14 protein-coding genes are annotated in these 14,544 nt (G+C 58.7%); 4 read left to right on the top strand and 10 right to left on the bottom strand.

The genetic code is table 11. The features are described from left to right. The first annotated feature begins 160 nt into the window (after positions 1-160). Both HGP17_RS31310 and HGP17_RS31315 read left to right on the top strand, forming a co-directional pair. Positions 161-2,512: a methyl-accepting chemotaxis protein gene (locus HGP17_RS31310; protein ID WP_168815496.1), complete on the top strand. Its 2,352-nt coding sequence runs from the start codon at positions 161-163 to the stop codon at positions 2,510-2,512. Positions 2,513-2,773: 261 nt separating this feature from the next. Further along, positions 2,774-3,154 carry a pore-forming ESAT-6 family protein gene (locus HGP17_RS31315; RefSeq protein WP_168815498.1) on the top strand — a complete coding sequence of 127 codons (381 nt, stop codon included), beginning with the start codon at positions 2,774-2,776 and terminating at the stop codon, positions 3,152-3,154. 95 nt (positions 3,155-3,249) lie between these two features. Here the strand turns inward: HGP17_RS31315 and HGP17_RS31320 are convergent, their stop codons facing one another. Next, a complete protein-coding gene (locus tag HGP17_RS31320) occupies positions 3,250-3,555 on the bottom strand; it encodes a hypothetical protein (RefSeq protein WP_246704302.1) in 306 nt (101 codons plus the stop codon). Between the two features lie 394 nt (positions 3,556-3,949). Here HGP17_RS31320 and ftsZ point away from each other — a divergent pair, with 394 nt between their 5' ends. Then, positions 3,950-4,945 (top strand): cell division protein FtsZ, encoded by a 996-nt coding sequence (gene ftsZ, locus HGP17_RS31325; RefSeq protein WP_168815502.1) that lies wholly within the window; start codon positions 3,950-3,952, stop codon positions 4,943-4,945. Between the two features lie 108 nt (positions 4,946-5,053). Here the strand turns inward: ftsZ and HGP17_RS31330 are convergent, their stop codons facing one another. The 8 genes from HGP17_RS31330 to HGP17_RS31365 all read right to left on the bottom strand — a co-directional run bounded on the left by HGP17_RS31330 (position 5,054) and on the right by HGP17_RS31365 (position 11,678). Then, complete coding sequence (locus tag HGP17_RS31330; protein ID WP_168815504.1) at positions 5,054-5,848, bottom strand: transporter substrate-binding domain-containing protein; 795 nt, start codon at positions 5,846-5,848, stop codon at positions 5,054-5,056. Between the two features lie 171 nt (positions 5,849-6,019). Continuing rightward, a complete protein-coding gene (locus tag HGP17_RS31335) occupies positions 6,020-6,748 on the bottom strand; it encodes an amino acid ABC transporter ATP-binding protein (RefSeq protein WP_168815506.1) in 729 nt (242 codons plus the stop codon). After that, the gene (locus tag HGP17_RS31340) at positions 6,732-7,385 is read right to left on the bottom strand and encodes an amino acid ABC transporter permease (protein WP_168815508.1); all 654 of its coding nucleotides are present in this window, start codon (positions 7,383-7,385) and stop codon (positions 6,732-6,734) included. Before HGP17_RS31340 ends, HGP17_RS31335 begins: the two co-directional genes overlap by 17 nt. Positions 7,386-7,392: 7 nt before the next feature. Further along, positions 7,393-8,076: an amino acid ABC transporter permease gene (locus tag HGP17_RS31345; protein ID WP_168815510.1), complete on the bottom strand. Its 684-nt coding sequence runs from the start codon at positions 8,074-8,076 to the stop codon at positions 7,393-7,395. A gap of 42 nt (positions 8,077-8,118) precedes the next feature. Then, entirely contained in the window at positions 8,119-8,874 is a 756-nt protein-coding gene (kduD, locus tag HGP17_RS31350; protein ID WP_168815512.1) for a 2-dehydro-3-deoxy-D-gluconate 5-dehydrogenase KduD, read from the bottom strand. A gap of 6 nt (positions 8,875-8,880) precedes the next feature. Continuing rightward, a complete protein-coding gene (kduI, locus tag HGP17_RS31355) occupies positions 8,881-9,717 on the bottom strand; it encodes a 5-dehydro-4-deoxy-D-glucuronate isomerase (protein ID WP_168815515.1) in 837 nt (278 codons plus the stop codon). Beyond that, positions 9,714-10,484, bottom strand: a complete 771-nt coding sequence (locus tag HGP17_RS31360) for a GntR family transcriptional regulator (RefSeq protein ID WP_168815523.1) — start codon at positions 10,482-10,484, stop codon at positions 9,714-9,716. Before HGP17_RS31360 ends, kduI begins: the two co-directional genes overlap by 4 nt. Before the next feature lie 252 nt (positions 10,485-10,736). Next, the gene (locus HGP17_RS31365) at positions 10,737-11,678 is read right to left on the bottom strand and encodes a LysR family transcriptional regulator (protein ID WP_168815525.1); all 942 of its coding nucleotides are present in this window, start codon (positions 11,676-11,678) and stop codon (positions 10,737-10,739) included. 73 nt (positions 11,679-11,751) lie between these two features. Between HGP17_RS31365 and HGP17_RS31370 the strand changes: the two genes are divergently transcribed. Then, positions 11,752-12,198 carry a VOC family protein gene (locus tag HGP17_RS31370; protein ID WP_205926214.1) on the top strand — a complete coding sequence of 149 codons (447 nt, stop codon included), beginning with the start codon at positions 11,752-11,754 and terminating at the stop codon, positions 12,196-12,198. A gap of 33 nt (positions 12,199-12,231) precedes the next feature. Here HGP17_RS31370 and HGP17_RS31375 read toward each other — a convergent pair whose 3' ends face one another. Beyond that, positions 12,232-14,493 carry a transglycosylase domain-containing protein gene (locus tag HGP17_RS31375; RefSeq protein WP_348649014.1) on the bottom strand — a complete coding sequence of 754 codons (2,262 nt, stop codon included), beginning with the start codon at positions 14,491-14,493 and terminating at the stop codon, positions 12,232-12,234. Between the last annotated feature and the right edge of the window lie 51 nt (positions 14,494-14,544).

Consider the following 14,544-nt stretch of genomic DNA (forward strand, 5'->3'; position numbering starts at 1 on the left):
AGTCGCCATTTCCCAAAGATATACTGATTATTAATCACGAACATCTATCTTGGACAGGATACAAGCGGTTCCGGTCATATTGGCCGCTTGCGGAATATTGTTACTGTCAGGTCGCGCGGGGGGCGGGCCGCTTTGCAACGCCACCCGATAAGGTGGTGATATGATTTTGAAATCCGCAACTAGCCGCAATATTTTCTCGGTCGCCGCGTGTGGCGTCATCGCGACGGTCGCCGCATCAGCGATCTTGTTTAATTCCGCGTACACGACCATTCGCCAATCGAGCCTCGATCAGATGCGGCAGATGGCCAGCACGACTGCGGCCGGATCGGAAAAGACCCTCGGGTCAGCTATTGCGGTGGTCAATTCGCTGGAGACCGTCCTTGAGACGATGAAAGTGTCAGGCCATGCCGATCGCTCCACAGCGGACAGCATCCTCAAAAATCTGCTGGCAACCAATCCGGTGGCGCTTGGCGTCTGGACGGGCTGGGAGCCGGATGCCTTTGATGGCAAGGACAAGGATTTCGTCGGCAAGGAAGGCCACGATGCCACTGGCCGCTATGTTCCCTATTGGGTGCGCAGCGGCGGCGCTATCAGCCACGTTCCGCTGACGGATTACACCGTGTCAGGTGCCGGAGATTACTACCAGCTGCCGTTCACCCAGAAAAAGACCGTTATCATCGAACCCTATTCCTATGCGATCGATGGCAAGCAGGTTTTGATGACCTCCATTACCAAGCCGATCATCATCGATGGCAAGCCCGTCGGCGTGGCCGGCATGGACATGGCGCTCGACGATGCCCAAAAGGCCATATCCGCCATTCACCCGATGGGGACGGGCTTCATGAGCCTCGTCACCGGAGCCGGCGGAATGATCAGCCATCCCGATGGCGCGCTGATCGGGAAGAATATCAAGGACGGTGGTGCGGAGACGGCCGGCTGGGATCAGCTGATCGCCAACCCTGGTATGGAGCGCGAAATCACCAGCGCCGACGGCACCGATTATTTCGCCGTTGCCGAGCCGGTGAAGCTCACCGACAGCATGTCATGGTACGCAATCGTCGCCGTGCCGAAGGCCACGGTTTTTGCGCAGGTCAATTCCGTCGTCAGAAATGCCATTCTGGTCACTTCGATCGCCACTGTTCTTCTCGGCCTTGCCGGCTGGCTGATCGCCCGGCGGTTCGTGCGTCGGATCGAGAATGTCATCGGCGAAACCGACAGGATCGCCAATGGTGATCTCAACGTCGTGCTTAAGGATCGCGAGGCTCGCGATGAGATCGGTGATCTCTCGCGTTCGCTGCACATACTTCTTGAAAACAACCGGGAAAAAGTGCGGCTTGAGACAGAGGCTGAAGCGAGCCGGTCGGCGCAGGAGATCGAACGGGCTGAACGCGCCCGCATCAACGATGCCCAGGAAGCCGAGGTCAAATTCGCCGTCGGCGAGCTTGCCGCCGGGCTGGTGCAGCTTTCGGACGGAAACATGACGGTGCGTCTCGATCAACCGTTTACCTCTGCTCTCGATGCGATCCGCGGCAATTTCAATGCCTCGGTCGAGAAGCTCCAGGAAGCGATGATGTCCTTCTCGGAGAACGCGTCAGTGATCCAGAGCGGGTCTGACGAGATCCGCACGGGGGCGGACGATCTGGCGCGTCGTACGGAACAGCAGGCGGCGTCCGTCGAGGAGACGGCGGCAGCGCTCGAACAGATCACTACCTCGATCAAGGACTCCACCACACGCGCCGAAGAAGCTGCTTCCCTCGTCGGGCGCACGAAAGACAATGCCGAGCGCTCCGGTGAGATCGTTCACAGCGCCGTCGAAGCGATGAACGGTATCGAGCAGTCTTCGCTATCGATCTCCAACATCATCGGCGTGATCGACGATATCGCCTTCCAGACAAACCTGCTTGCGCTGAATGCCGGCGTCGAGGCAGCTCGAGCCGGTGAAGCAGGCAAGGGCTTTGCAGTCGTCGCCCAGGAGGTGCGCGAACTTGCGCAACGCTCCGCGACGGCCGCCAAGGAGATCAAGGCGCTCATTCACTCTTCCGGTGATCAGGTCAAGCGAGGCGTGAGCCTGGTCGGTCAGACCGGTGAAGCGCTGCGGGCGATCGTTCAGGAAGTGCAATTGATCGACAGCAACGTACAGGCAATCGTACAATCGGCACGGGAACAATCGACCGGGCTTCAGGAGATCAATACGGCCGTCAACCAGATGGATCAGGCGACGCAGAAAAATGCCGCCATGGTCGAGGAATCCAACGCGGCAACGCATACGCTGGCAAGCGAAGTCTCGTCGCTCTCCAACCGCCTTGCGCAGTTCAAGTTGGATATGAGTGCCAGAAAAGTGGTTCCGCTGAATGCCGCGGCGCGGGTTCACACCGATGCGCCTGCCAGGGCTATCCCCCTCAGCAAGGCCGCGGGCAGCCAGTCCTCGGGACAGAGGGCGCTGACCGACAAACTTCGCTCGGCATTCGGAAACACTGCGCCGGCAGCCAGCCCCGCCTGGGAGGATTTTTGATCGGAGCGTCGAGACGCGGATCGAACTCCGCCGTACAGGATCGTTCAGGTCGGTGGTAAATGGATAACGAAAAGGCCGCGCGGGGATTTACCCGACGCGGCCTTTTCATTGCGCGCATCGCATTTTCCATCTGTCTGTTTGAGCGTTCCACACACTCATCCTATGGTTTTCTTCAAGAATAATTCTCCTGACCCTTGCGGGTATTGCCTTCGAAGCAATTGAGGCTACATCGCACCATGTTGAAGCAATCAGGAGTTTCATATGCGTAAAATTATTCTGACGGGCATCGCGGTGCTCGGATTTGCAGCGCCGGCATTTGCGCAGGCGACCAGCGACCAGATGGAAATGGCATATAATTCGGCACGCAATCAGCTCGGCATTCTGAAATATTGCCAGAACGCCGGCCATATCGACGGTTCTGCCGTTGAAGTTCAGCAGAAGTTGAGCGCTCTCATTCCGGCGCCGACAGATACTTCCAAGGGCGATGCGGCCGAGAAGGAAGGCGAAAGCGGCAAGATTTCCGCCATGGGCGTCAACCAGGATCTCGCAGCCTCCGCCAAGGCACAGAATGTGTCAGAGAAGCAATTCTGCGAAGTCATCGCCAATGCCGTCAAGCAGGCAGGCGCACAGCTTCCGAAGTGATGGAACATGGCGTGGCGGCCAACGCCGCCACGCAATCTCTTCTCTTTGCCGTTGGGAATGATGGATAGCGATCGCTATCGCTCCACAATTGCCGCTCAGCGCCCGAGCCAGTGATATTCCTCGATCGAGGCTTTGCCGGTCTTTTTGTCATATAGGCACATCAGATTCACCGTCTCGGCTTTTCCCTTGGTCTTTCCAAGCGATCCGCGCAACAGAAGGCCGACCTTGCCCGTCGCATCATCGAAAACGATGGGTGCTGAAACCTCGGGCGTATTCATGCGCGACATCCCGATGCAGGTGCCATTCACCTTCGCGAAAAGTGCGTTCCATGCACTGTCGCTCGAAGCGTAGGACTGTGCTGCCGTTGCCAGCAAGATAGACGCTGTAGCTACCAATTTCATAAACATTTCATTGCCTTTCGTTTCCGGGACAGAATCGCTCGATAGGTGTCTACCATCTCTGCTGCACGGTCAGGGCGAAATAACGGCGCAGACAAGCAAGCCCGAAGTGCGACGTGTGGTTCTCTTCGCAGCGACATTGGAGCGTGCAATTCGGGAAGCATTTCAGACCCGTTGCGTGCGATCCGGTAACGGGCCGGGATATGCCGCGCGTCTGTTACCCGGTATCCGGCTCACAAATTTTCCGTTGGACCCATTATTCTGTGGAGGGCGATGTTTACATGCCGTAATGCGCACACGTTCCTAATTAGGATATTTATGCAAAAGCGAATCGCATTGACGCCTGCTTCGACGAACGGTGCGCGATCGATAATTGAATTATTGAATGGAGTCCTTCATGGCCGATGTCCGCACACCACTTGCCGGGGTGATACCGAAGATTTCAGTCGTCGGTGTCGGCGGTGGCGGCGGCAACGCGATCAACAATATGATCGCCGAGGAGTTGCAGGGCGTCGAATTCATTGCGGCGAATACCGATGCGCAGGCGCTAGCGACGTCGAAGGCCGGCAGACGCATTCAACTCGGCGCGCAGGTCACAGAAGGTCTCGGCGCGGGTTCGCTGCCTGATATTGGTCGTGCCGCAGCCGAAGAATCCATCGACGAGATCATGGATCATCTCCATGGCACGCATATGTGCTTCATCACGGCCGGCATGGGCGGCGGCACAGGAACGGGCGCTGCGCCAGTCATCGCGCAGGTCGCGCGGCAGGCGGGGATTCTCACGGTGGGCGTCGTCACCAAGCCATTCACGTTCGAAGGCAATCGCCGCATGCGCACCGCCAATGAAGGTATCGAGCGTTTGCGGGAAAGCGCCGATACCGTCATCGTCATTCCGAACCAGAACCTGTTTCGCATTGCAGACGCCACGACCACCTTCGCCAATGCTTTCGTGACCGCAGACCGGGTCCTTTATGCCGGCGTCAGCTGCATTACGGACCTGATCATCAAGGAAGGCCTCATCAACCTCGATTTCGCTGACGTCAAATCCGTCATGCGCGGCATGGGCCGGGCGATGATGGGAACCGGCGAAGCCTCGGGCCCGGGTCGTGCATTGAAGGCCGCCGATGCCGCCGTCGCCAATCCGCTACTTGACGATATGAGCATGAAGGGCGCGCGGGGCGTGCTGATTTCCATCTCCGGCGGCTCTGACATGACGCTGTTCGAAGTGGACGAAGCGGCCAGCCGCATTCGCGATGAAGTCTTTTCCGATGCCGATATCGTGGTCGGCGCGATCTTCGATAGAAATCTCGATGGTGTCTTCCGCGTATCAGTCGTTGCAACCGGCCTTGAAGGTGTTGCCGCACCCGTTGATTTTGCTGCGCAACCGCAGTGAGGAACGGGTGCGCAAGGACTGCGCATGAATAGCCAAACAGGCGGCCATTGGCCGCCTGTAAGATTGGAACTTCATCGATTTTGATGGTGTTGCGGTAGCAACATTCCCTTAGCGGGATGTGAGATTGTCAGGCAGCTCGGCATTGTGGTACTTGCGATAGATGTCGCGCAGAACCTTGTTGTCGAAGTTCGTCTTCACCCACTGATCCAGCCAGCCTTTCAGCGCAGTCTCGCCCTTCGGGATGCCGATACCGAGAACGGTTTCCTTCTGGGTGAACTTTACCTGCAGCGGATGATCACCCAGCTTCTTGTTGATGCCGTTGATGACGGCGGACTGGCTGGACAGAATATCGACCTGGCCGGAAACAACCGAGGTGATGAGCGTTGCATCGTCTTCGAAGCGGACGATGGTGGCACCCTTGGCATTCGCCGTGATGTCCTGGTCGTTCGTCGTTGCGCGGGTAACGCCGACGCGCTTGCCGACGAGGTCGGAATAGCCCTTGATCTCGACGCTGGGCGGCGCTGCCACGACGAGGGCGAGCGTTGCATACGGAATGGAGTAGTCGATCGCCTTCTTGCGTTCCTCTGTGATGCCGAGCGAGGAAACGACCATGTCGGCCTTACCCGTCTGCACGGACGGAACGCGGGCCGCATTGGTGATCTCCACCAATTCCAGCTTCACGCCAAGATCCTTGGCAATCAGCTGGGCGGTCTCGACGTCCGAGCCCGTCGGCTTCAGGTTTTCGTCGACGAAGGAATATTCGGGGATACCCATCGCGACTGCGATGCGGACTTTCCCGGCTTTCTTGATGTTGTCGAGAACATCGGCATGGGCAACGGTGGCAAGTGCAAGCAAACCGGCGCTGGCAATCAGCGCAAGTTTCGAAATCATTCTCGTCGGCATATGAGACTCCTCTCTCGGTTGTCCGACCCTGCGAAAGTCGCAGGTCTCCTCCTTAGGGCGGAATGGCTTTGAGTCTGTTCGAGACAAAATTTTAATCCGCACTAAAATCAAATGGATAGATCGCAATGTCGTCCGAAAGCCGCGTGCGCCTTCCGGCATCATGCCTCAGCTTCAAAGCTCTGCGGCCATGAACTCCTTCAGTTCGGGCGTCTGCGGATTGGAGAGGATGTCTGCTCCTCCCGTCTCCCAGACCTTGCCGGTGTGCATGTAGATGACGCGATTGGCGGCGCGTTTGGCGAAGCCCATTTCGTGCGTCACCACGATCATGGTCATCCCGGCGCGCGCGAGATCTTCCATGACGCGCAGCACTTCGCCGGTGAGCTTCGGGTCGAGCGCCGATGTCACCTCGTCGAACAGCATGACTTTCGGCTGCATGGCGAGTGACCTTGCGATCGCGACGCGCTGCTGCTGTCCGCCAGAGAGCTGCTCCGGATAATTGTCGATCTTTTCCGACAACCCGACCTTGGCCAGAACCTGAACGGCGATCTCGCGCGCCTGATCCCGGCGCATGTTCTTCACGCGGCGCAGGGCCAGCATGATGTTTTCTGCCACCGTCATGTGCGGAAACAGATTGTAGCTCTGGAACACCATGCCGATATCCCGGCGCAGGGCGCGCAGGTCGAGTTTCGGGTCCTCGACGCGGTGGCCGCAGACATCGATCGAACCTTCCTGGATCGTTTCCAGCCGGTTGATACAGCGCAACGCGGTGCTCTTGCCGGAACCGGACTGGCCGAGCAACGCCACAACCTCGCCGGTATTGATCTCGAAAGAGACGCCCTTCAGCACTTCCAGCTCTCCGAAGCGCTTGACGACATTGGTGAGCTTAACGGCGACCGACATTGAGTTTCCTCTCAAGCGAACGGCTCCAGACCGACAGCGGATAGCAGACGCAGAAATACAGGAAGGCTGCGACGCCAAAGACCAGGAAGGGCTGGAATAGCGAGTTGTTGATGACCTGCGCGGCGCGCGTCAGCTCCAGAAAGCCAACAACCGAGGCAAGCGATGTGTTCTTGACCAGCTGCACGAGGAAGCCGACCGTGGGCGGCGTCGCGATTTTCAACGCCTGCGGCAGGATGACGTCGCGCAACGCTTGCCAGCGCGTCAGACCAAGGCACTCTGCGGCCTCGAACTGCGTCTTGGCGATCGACTGGACTGCACCACGCCAGATCTCGCCGAGATAGGAGCTGGTGTAGACCATCATGCCAAGGCAAGCCGCCATGAGCGGCGGAACGGAAATGCCGAAGACACCAAGGCCGAAATAGAGAAGGAACATCTGAATGAGCAGCGGCATGCCCTGTACGATCTGGATGTAGACGAGGGTTACACGCCGCAGCCAGCGAAACCGCGAGATCCGCGCCAGCATGACGAAAAAGCCGGCAACACCGCCGAATAGAAAGGCCAGCGCCGAGAGCACGACGGTCCAGACAAGACCGTCGAGTAGATAGATGAGATGGTTGGTCGAAAATCCCCCGAGCATGGACGCCTCACAAACCGAGTTCGAGTTTGCGACGGCGCGGGAAGGCAATCAGGCCAAGCCCGAAGAATGCGGCACGCATCAGATAGGTGATGACCACATAAAGCACCGCGACGACGACATAGGTTTCCAGCGAGCGGAACGTATTGGACTGGATATTGTTGGCAATGCCCGTCAGTTCTTCCGCCGAGATCTGCGAGCAGATCGATGTTGCAAGCATCATCAGAATGAATTGGCTGGAAAGGGACGGATAGACTTTTTCAATAGCTGGAAGAAGGATGATATCGCGGTAGATCTGGAACTTGGACAGCCCCAATGACTCGGCTGCCTCGATCTGGCTCGGATGGATCGAATCCATGCCGGCTCGAACGATTTCCGCCGTATAGGCGCCCACATTGATCACCATCGCAAAGACCGAGGCGGCGACGATCGGCAGGCGAACCCCGACGGAAGACAGGCCGAAGAAGATGAAGAAGATCTGGACGATGAACGGCGTATTGCGCACCGTTTCGATATAGATGCCGACAGCTCCTCGAAGGACCCGCGCGTCGGATCGGCGCGCGACGGCGCAGACAACGCCGATTGCCAGACCGATCGCCACCGAAAACAAGGTGATTTCAAGGGTCGTCAGCGCGCCCCACAGAAAGTCCTGCCAATAGGGCAAGAGTGCCCAGAAATCGAACTGATACTGCATTTCTCCTCCAAATGCTGCGATGCGTGGCGCGATCCTGCGCCTTCAGCGCGCCAGCCATCCTCCGTCGACCGGAATGACGGTGCCGTGCACATAGTCGGAAGCCGGTGCTGCGAGGAAAACGGCCGTTGCGCCGATGTCTTCGGGCTTTCCCCAGCGACCGGCCGGAATCCGGGCAAGAATGGCGGCATTGCGGTCGGGATCCTCGCGCAGCGCCGTGGTATTGTTCGTGACGAAATAGCCGGGCGCGATGGCGTTGACATTGACGCCCTTGGCTGCCCATTCGCAGGCAAGCAAACGTGTGATGCCGGCAAGCCCGCTCTTCGAGGCGGTGTAGGACGGAATGCGGATCCCTCCCTGGAAAGACAGGAGCGAGGCGATGTTGATGATCTTGCCGCGCCCCTTTTCCAGCATGTGGCGGCCGGCAGCCTGAGACAGGAAAAACGCCGTCTTCAGGTTGGTGTCGATGACGGCGTCCCAGTCTTCCTCGGTGAAATCGATCGCGTCGGCGCGGCGGATGATGCCGGCATTGTTGACGAGAATGTCGACGGTGCCAAAAGTTGAAACTGCTTCGGCGACGATCGCCTTGACCGCTTCGATGGTCGAGAGATCGGCCTTGACGGCGTGAAACCGGACGCCTGCCTGTTCAACCAACGCCTGGGTTTCATCCATCGTCGAGCGTCCGACCGCGACGATCGAGGCACCGGCTTGTGCGAGGGCGACCGCAATGCCTTGGCCGATGCCGGTATTGGCGCCGGTCACGATTGCGGTCTGACCCGAGAGATCAAAAGGATGTGGCATGGGAGCTTACCTCAGGTCTGCGATCGCGATGTGGTCCATATCGGTGAAACTCTTGTTGTCACCGGCCATGGCCCAGATGAAGCTGTAATTCTTGGTGCCTGCGCCCGAATGGATCGACCAGGGCGGCGAGATGATCGCCTGTTCGTTGGCGACGAGCATGTGACGGGTTTCCTGCGGCTCGCCCATGAAGTGGAAGACGCGCTGATCCGCGTCGAGATCGAAATAGAGATAGGCTTCCATGCGACGATCATGGGTGTGGCTCGGCATCGTGTTCCAAACGCTTCCGGCTTCGAGCATCGTAAAGCCCATGGTCAGCTGGCAGGATTGGCAGACTTCCGGATGGATGAACTGATAGATCGAGCGCTTGTTGGCAGTCGCCGCTTCGCCGGGCGTCAGGTGCCGCGCCATGTCGCGCGTCAGTCGAACGGTCGGATGGCTCTGATGCGCGGGGGTCGACACGAGGTAGAACTTGGCCGGATTGCCGCTGTCGGCGCTTTCGAAGGAAACATCCTTCGCGCCCTTGCCGACGTAAAGGCAATCATACTTGGCCAGATCATAGCTCTGGCCATCGACGATGATCCGGCCTGCGCCGCCGACATTGAGAGCGCCGAGCTCCCGCTCAGCCAGGAAGGTTTCCTGGCCGATCTCCTTCGGAGCCGTCAGAACAAGGCTTTCCTGCAGCGGCGTTGCACCGCCGATCACCATGCGATCGTAGTGAGAATAGCAGAGCCGGATTTCCCCGCTGGCAAACACGGTCTCAATAAGGAAATGCTGGCGCAGCGTCTGGGTGTCATAGCTGCGTACCGCCTCCGGATGAGAAGCGTGCCTGACCTCGATTTTCATGGTGTGTTTTCCTTCTTCGCGGCGGATGCCAAGGGAGAGATTGCATCCTCGATGAAATAGTTCGGATCCCAGATTTCGGCGGTTTCGACTTCGTGCAAAAGCCTGCCGAGATGGAAGCCCATAGCTTGCATGGCGCCGGTCTTGTCACCCTTGCGCATGCACTCGACGACGGCGGAATGCTCATCGAGAACCCGCGCAAGTCGCCCGTCCTGTGGCAATGTGAGGAGGCGGTAACGATCGCTGTGGACCTTAACCTGCTGGATGATCGTCCAAATGCCTGGGAAGGCGGCGATGTCGCTGATCAACTGATGGAATTCGTTGTCGATCCGGTGGAAGGCCTCAACATCGTCGTCGCGAACGCTGACACTCAAATCGTCGAGATTGCGCTCCAGCAGACGCGTGTTCGCGGGCGTCATCTTGTCAACGGCGATCGAAACGATCGTATCCTCAAGCGCCTTTCGCACCAGGATCGCTTCATAGAGCGCGCGCCGTGGAATGCGTGAGACGAAGGTTCCGGATTGAGGGAAGATGTCGACAAGTCCGTCATCTGCGAGACGTAAAATGGCTTCCCGGATCGGGGTACGGCTGACTCCGAACTGGGCTTCCAGTTCTTTCTCGTTCAGCAAGTCCATGGGCTTGCGACGAAGGGAAATGATTTCTTCTCGCAGCATGTCGTAGATCAGCGTGGCGGTACGCGGCGTTGCCGCACGTTGATGCGAAAGAGGAGTAACGCCGGCGATCGACCGCCGCTTGCGGGTGACAGTCATATCCGCAGTCCAGTGATTGATGGAAATGGGCTTGTTGACGACTTCACTCGGCTCCCCCCGACGATGCGAGCGAAGTAATATATTAGTATTTTTCTAGTGGCAAGCAGATTCGAACCACGATTCACAGCGCCCTGTCATCGGCACGAAATTGCGCTCTTCAAGCGCCGCCATAGGCGGATGACCGCGGTGTCGTGGACTATGATGCAAACAAAATCACACGAAAAATGAATGCTTTAGCCACGCGAAGGGAGTTTAAGCTGGCTGTCCGCCGCCAACGTCTTTTGAACTTGCCAACTCGGCGATCTGCTGCCGTAACCAACGGTGGGCTTGGTCCCGGTCCCGGCGGCGATGCCAGGTCTGGACGAAGGGGAAGGTCGGCATCGCGAACGGCACCTCACAGCAAATAAGTTCGTTGTTGGCAAGGTGAGCGAGGCTGCGTCGCGCTGCCGTCAATATGAGGTCCGTACCACGCACAAGATCCGGCGCGATCGACCAATGGGGGATTTGTATGGCAATGCGACGCTTATGGCCGAGGCGTGCAAGCATGCCATCGATCTCGCTATTGTCCTGGAGAGCCACCGAAATCTGGACATGTGGCCGGGAAAGATAGGCGGCGAGATCAATCGGAGTTTGGCTGTATCCGGCGTCGATCAGGCAGGCAAACGTCTCCTTGAATAAAGATAGGCTTCTCAAGTCGCGATGGGCCTGCTGCTTGAGCGTGGGATAGACGCCGACGGCAAGGTCGATTTCGCCGTCGGTAAGAGCCGCAAGTGCCCTGTCCCTGCCATAGGAAACCACGGAGAGATCGACAAGGGGGGCGTCTCGCCGCAAGCGCGACACGAGGGCAGGCAGGAGGATGGCTGCGCCGTAATCCGATATGGAAAGACGGAAGAGGCGCTCAGTCTGGCTCGGATTGAACCCCGGTTGCTCCATCATGGAGCGAACAAGCGCAAGCGCTTCCGCCAAGGGTTCCTGAAGGTAAAGTGCACGTGCGGTCGGCTGAAGACCCTCGTCGCCCCTGACCAGCAACGGATCGTTGAAGATATCCCGCAATCTCGCAAGCGCGTGGCTCACGGCGGGCTGAGATCGATTGAGCCTCAAAGCCGCACGCGAGACGTGGCGTTCCTCAAGCAAGGCCTCCAGAACCATAAGCAGGTTCAAGTCCGAGGCTGCGATATTATTCATTTCATGCATGATCGTGATGTCTCATTTCGATTTCAATTCACATTATTGATGGGCGAAATTGAAAATGAAAGGAGAAACGAACATGAGCCAAGCAACGAATACAGATCTCGGTCTATCGCACGTCGCGCTTTTGGTGCGCGATCTAGACAAGAGCATCGCCTTCTATAAGAAGTTTGCCAATCTTCACGTCATCCACCGCAGGCAAGCCAGGGAGCCGCTTGAAGCTGTTGCCTGGATGGCCGATGGCTTACGCCCCTTCGCACTTGTCCTTGTCGCTTCGCGGAGCCTGCAGGACACGCCACTCGGTCCCTTCGGGCATATCGGCATCGCTTGTGCTACCCGTGAAGAGGTGCTGAATCAAGCGGCCGAAGCCGAGCGTTGCGGTATTCTAAGGTCGAAGCCGCGCGATGACGGACCGCCTGTCGGCTGCTGGACCTACATCGCCGATCCCGACGGCAACACGCTTGAGTTGTCGTTCGGACAGGAAATCGCCTTTACGTCCGAACGTCTCGAGGGCGCCTTGCTATAGCCTGCGCCAGGCAGGGCTCGTTTCGGTCCATCCTTATTGGATGTAAACCGGAACGATCGCGGATGTCTCGTCGCGATAGGGCAGGCGGATTTGGAAGCGGTGCTCACCGCTCTGGATCGGCCAGAAGACAGGCTTGTCGGGGTCGGTAACCGCAAACGGCTGTCCATCCACATACCAGACGATTTGCGGCACATGAGGCTGGACATCGGCTTTCAGGGCCAGCCGGTTGAATGCCGCCGGCTGTTCTGGGTTGCGCCAGATCTGGCTGTTGCGAGCGGGCGTGGATATGGCCAGATGGATCTGCGGGTCGGAGGCATCGACCTTGGCGAGTGAATAGCCTTGGCTTCTCCCCGCAATCGCGCTGATCGGCAACGATGTAAGATTTTCACTCGGCCGGGAAGGCGATATCGCTGCCACTTTCGGCATCTCGTCAGGTTTCAGCCATTCCACCAGAGTCCGGCTGCAGCTATTGTCGTTTGCCTGTCCGTTGACGACGCAGACCGCAATAGGCTTACGATCCGGCGGCGTCGGAAAGCGTGAATCGGCGATGTCCCCGGGCTTGTTGCCATGCACCCGATCGATGATGGCATGTACGAGATGGGCGGCACTTCCTGCACCGGTCATCCGGTTCATGGTACCGGCGTCACCGCGGCCGATCCAGACGCCGACGATGACCTTTTCCGAATAGGCCATGGCCCAGGCGTCGCGATAGCCTTGTGACGTGCCGGTCTTGATGGCGACGGGGAATGGATATTCCAGTGAGCCATAACGATGGAAGCTCGGCAGTCGCGCCTGTGGATCGGACAGGAAAGAGGTGATCAATCGTGCTGTATCCAACGACAGGATCCGTACAGCCTGTGGCTGCGGCTGTTCGCGCGCCCAGCGCAGATCACGCAATTGTCCGTCATTGGCCAGCGCGCCATAGGCGCGCATCAGCCTGTCCAGCCGCGTCGGCAGCGACCCGATTGCCATCGACAGGCCAAAGTGGTCTGCAGGCGTCTCAAGGTCGTGCAGACCAAGATCGCGTAGAAAGCGAAATGCTGTCTCGAGACCGATGGTGCGCAGCAGATTGGTGGCCGGCACGTTGCGTGAATTGGCCAGGGCCTGGCGCGGCAGCATGGGGCCAAGGAATTCCCGGTCCGCGTCGCCGATGCCTGATGCACCCTCTGGCAGATCCAGCAGCATATCCGTCGGTTTCAGGACGCCGCGCTCGAATCCCAGCGCATAGATAAAGGGTTTGAGCGTCGAGCCGGGTGAACGTTGCGTTCGTGTGTAGTCGAACGCGCCGGCATACCTGCCGTAGTAATTGCTGGAACCCACCTGGGCGAGCACTTCACCCGTTTGACGCGACACGACCATGACGCCGACCTGCTGCGCGCCAGCAGGACGCCAACTGTCGAGATATTGGCGCGCAAGAGCGGTAACATCCGCCTGCAGCGGAAGGTCGATCGTCGTGTGGATCAACGGCGCCGTTGCGGACGACGGTGTAATCTCCCTGGTCTCGATGAGGTCGTGATATCGCAGGATCAGATGCAGTGCGTCCGGACGGCGAGGCAGATCCGGCATGCGCATCTCGGCGAGCTGTCGATGGGCGATTTCCGCCTCGTCGGCGTTGATGACGCTCTGTTTTGCGAGGGCATTCAGCATTTGATGGCCGCGCTGGATGGCACGGCGCAAACCCTCCGGTCGAAAGGGATTCATGCGGGTCGGCGATTGCGGGATTGCCGAAAGCAATGCGATCTCCGCCCAGGAAAGGTCGGCGACCGGTTTGTCAAAATAGAGCCGTGCCGCATGGGCGATGCCGTGGCTGCCATTGCCATAAGGCGCCAGCCGCAGATATTGCGCCAGTATCGCTTCACGGCCATAACGCAGGGTCAGCAATACGCCTGTACCGGCTTCGAGAACCTTGTGCATAAGGGTGCGCGATTCCGGCTGCTGCATCCGCGCGACTTGCATCGCAATCGTAGAGGCACCCGAGCGGCGTCCGACGCCGCCGATATTTTGCCAGGCGGCACGGCCGACAGCATAGGGATCGACGCCTGCATGCTCATAGAACCGCCTGTCCTCAAGCGCGAGCGTTGCCTTCACGACGCGGTCCGGCAGTTTCTCCAGCGGCCAGTAGCCGTAATCGATCCGCCCGCTTTCCCGATCGGCATGGCCAATCTGGGCGAGAAACGCGCCACCGCGATCATAGAGGATCGGCGTCGGCGCGGGTGCGTCGAGGTGTGCGCGCTGATTGATGAAATAGCCATAGGTCAGGGTACCCGCTGCGAGGATCAGCAGGGAAAAAGACACGAGCTTTGATCGACGGCTTCCCCAAAATTTCATTTGCCTGCCGGCTGGCTC

This window comes from Rhizobium sp. P38BS-XIX (genome assembly GCF_012641435.1).
GTDB lineage: Bacteria > Pseudomonadota > Alphaproteobacteria > Rhizobiales > Rhizobiaceae > Rhizobium.

What these genes read in the sequence shown, in the direction of transcription:
- HGP17_RS31345 (WP_168815510.1), bottom strand. Translation starts at nt 8,076, where the DNA reads ATGCAGTATCAGTTCGATTTCTGGGCACTCTTGCCCTATTGGCAGGAC.
- kduI (WP_168815515.1), bottom strand. Translation starts at nt 9,717, where the DNA reads ATGAAAATCGAGGTCAGGCACGCTTCTCATCCGGAGGCGGTACGCAGC.
- HGP17_RS31330 (WP_168815504.1), bottom strand. Translation starts at nt 5,848, where the DNA reads ATGCCGACGAGAATGATTTCGAAACTTGCGCTGATTGCCAGCGCCGGT.
- HGP17_RS31365 (WP_168815525.1), bottom strand. Translation starts at nt 11,678, where the DNA reads ATGCATGAAATGAATAATATCGCAGCCTCGGACTTGAACCTGCTTATG.
- HGP17_RS31315 (WP_168815498.1), top strand. Translation starts at nt 2,774, where the DNA reads ATGCGTAAAATTATTCTGACGGGCATCGCGGTGCTCGGATTTGCAGCG.
- ftsZ (WP_168815502.1), top strand. Translation starts at nt 3,950, where the DNA reads ATGGCCGATGTCCGCACACCACTTGCCGGGGTGATACCGAAGATTTCA.
- HGP17_RS31335 (WP_168815506.1), bottom strand. Translation starts at nt 6,748, where the DNA reads ATGTCGGTCGCCGTTAAGCTCACCAATGTCGTCAAGCGCTTCGGAGAG.
- HGP17_RS31370 (WP_205926214.1), top strand. Translation starts at nt 11,752, where the DNA reads ATGAGCCAAGCAACGAATACAGATCTCGGTCTATCGCACGTCGCGCTT.
- HGP17_RS31360 (WP_168815523.1), bottom strand. Translation starts at nt 10,484, where the DNA reads ATGACTGTCACCCGCAAGCGGCGGTCGATCGCCGGCGTTACTCCTCTT.
- HGP17_RS31320 (WP_246704302.1), bottom strand. Translation starts at nt 3,555, where the DNA reads ATGAAATTGGTAGCTACAGCGTCTATCTTGCTGGCAACGGCAGCACAG.
- kduD (WP_168815512.1), bottom strand. Translation starts at nt 8,874, where the DNA reads ATGCCACATCCTTTTGATCTCTCGGGTCAGACCGCAATCGTGACCGGC.
- HGP17_RS31310 (WP_168815496.1), top strand. Translation starts at nt 161, where the DNA reads ATGATTTTGAAATCCGCAACTAGCCGCAATATTTTCTCGGTCGCCGCG.
- HGP17_RS31340 (WP_168815508.1), bottom strand. Translation starts at nt 7,385, where the DNA reads ATGCTCGGGGGATTTTCGACCAACCATCTCATCTATCTACTCGACGGT.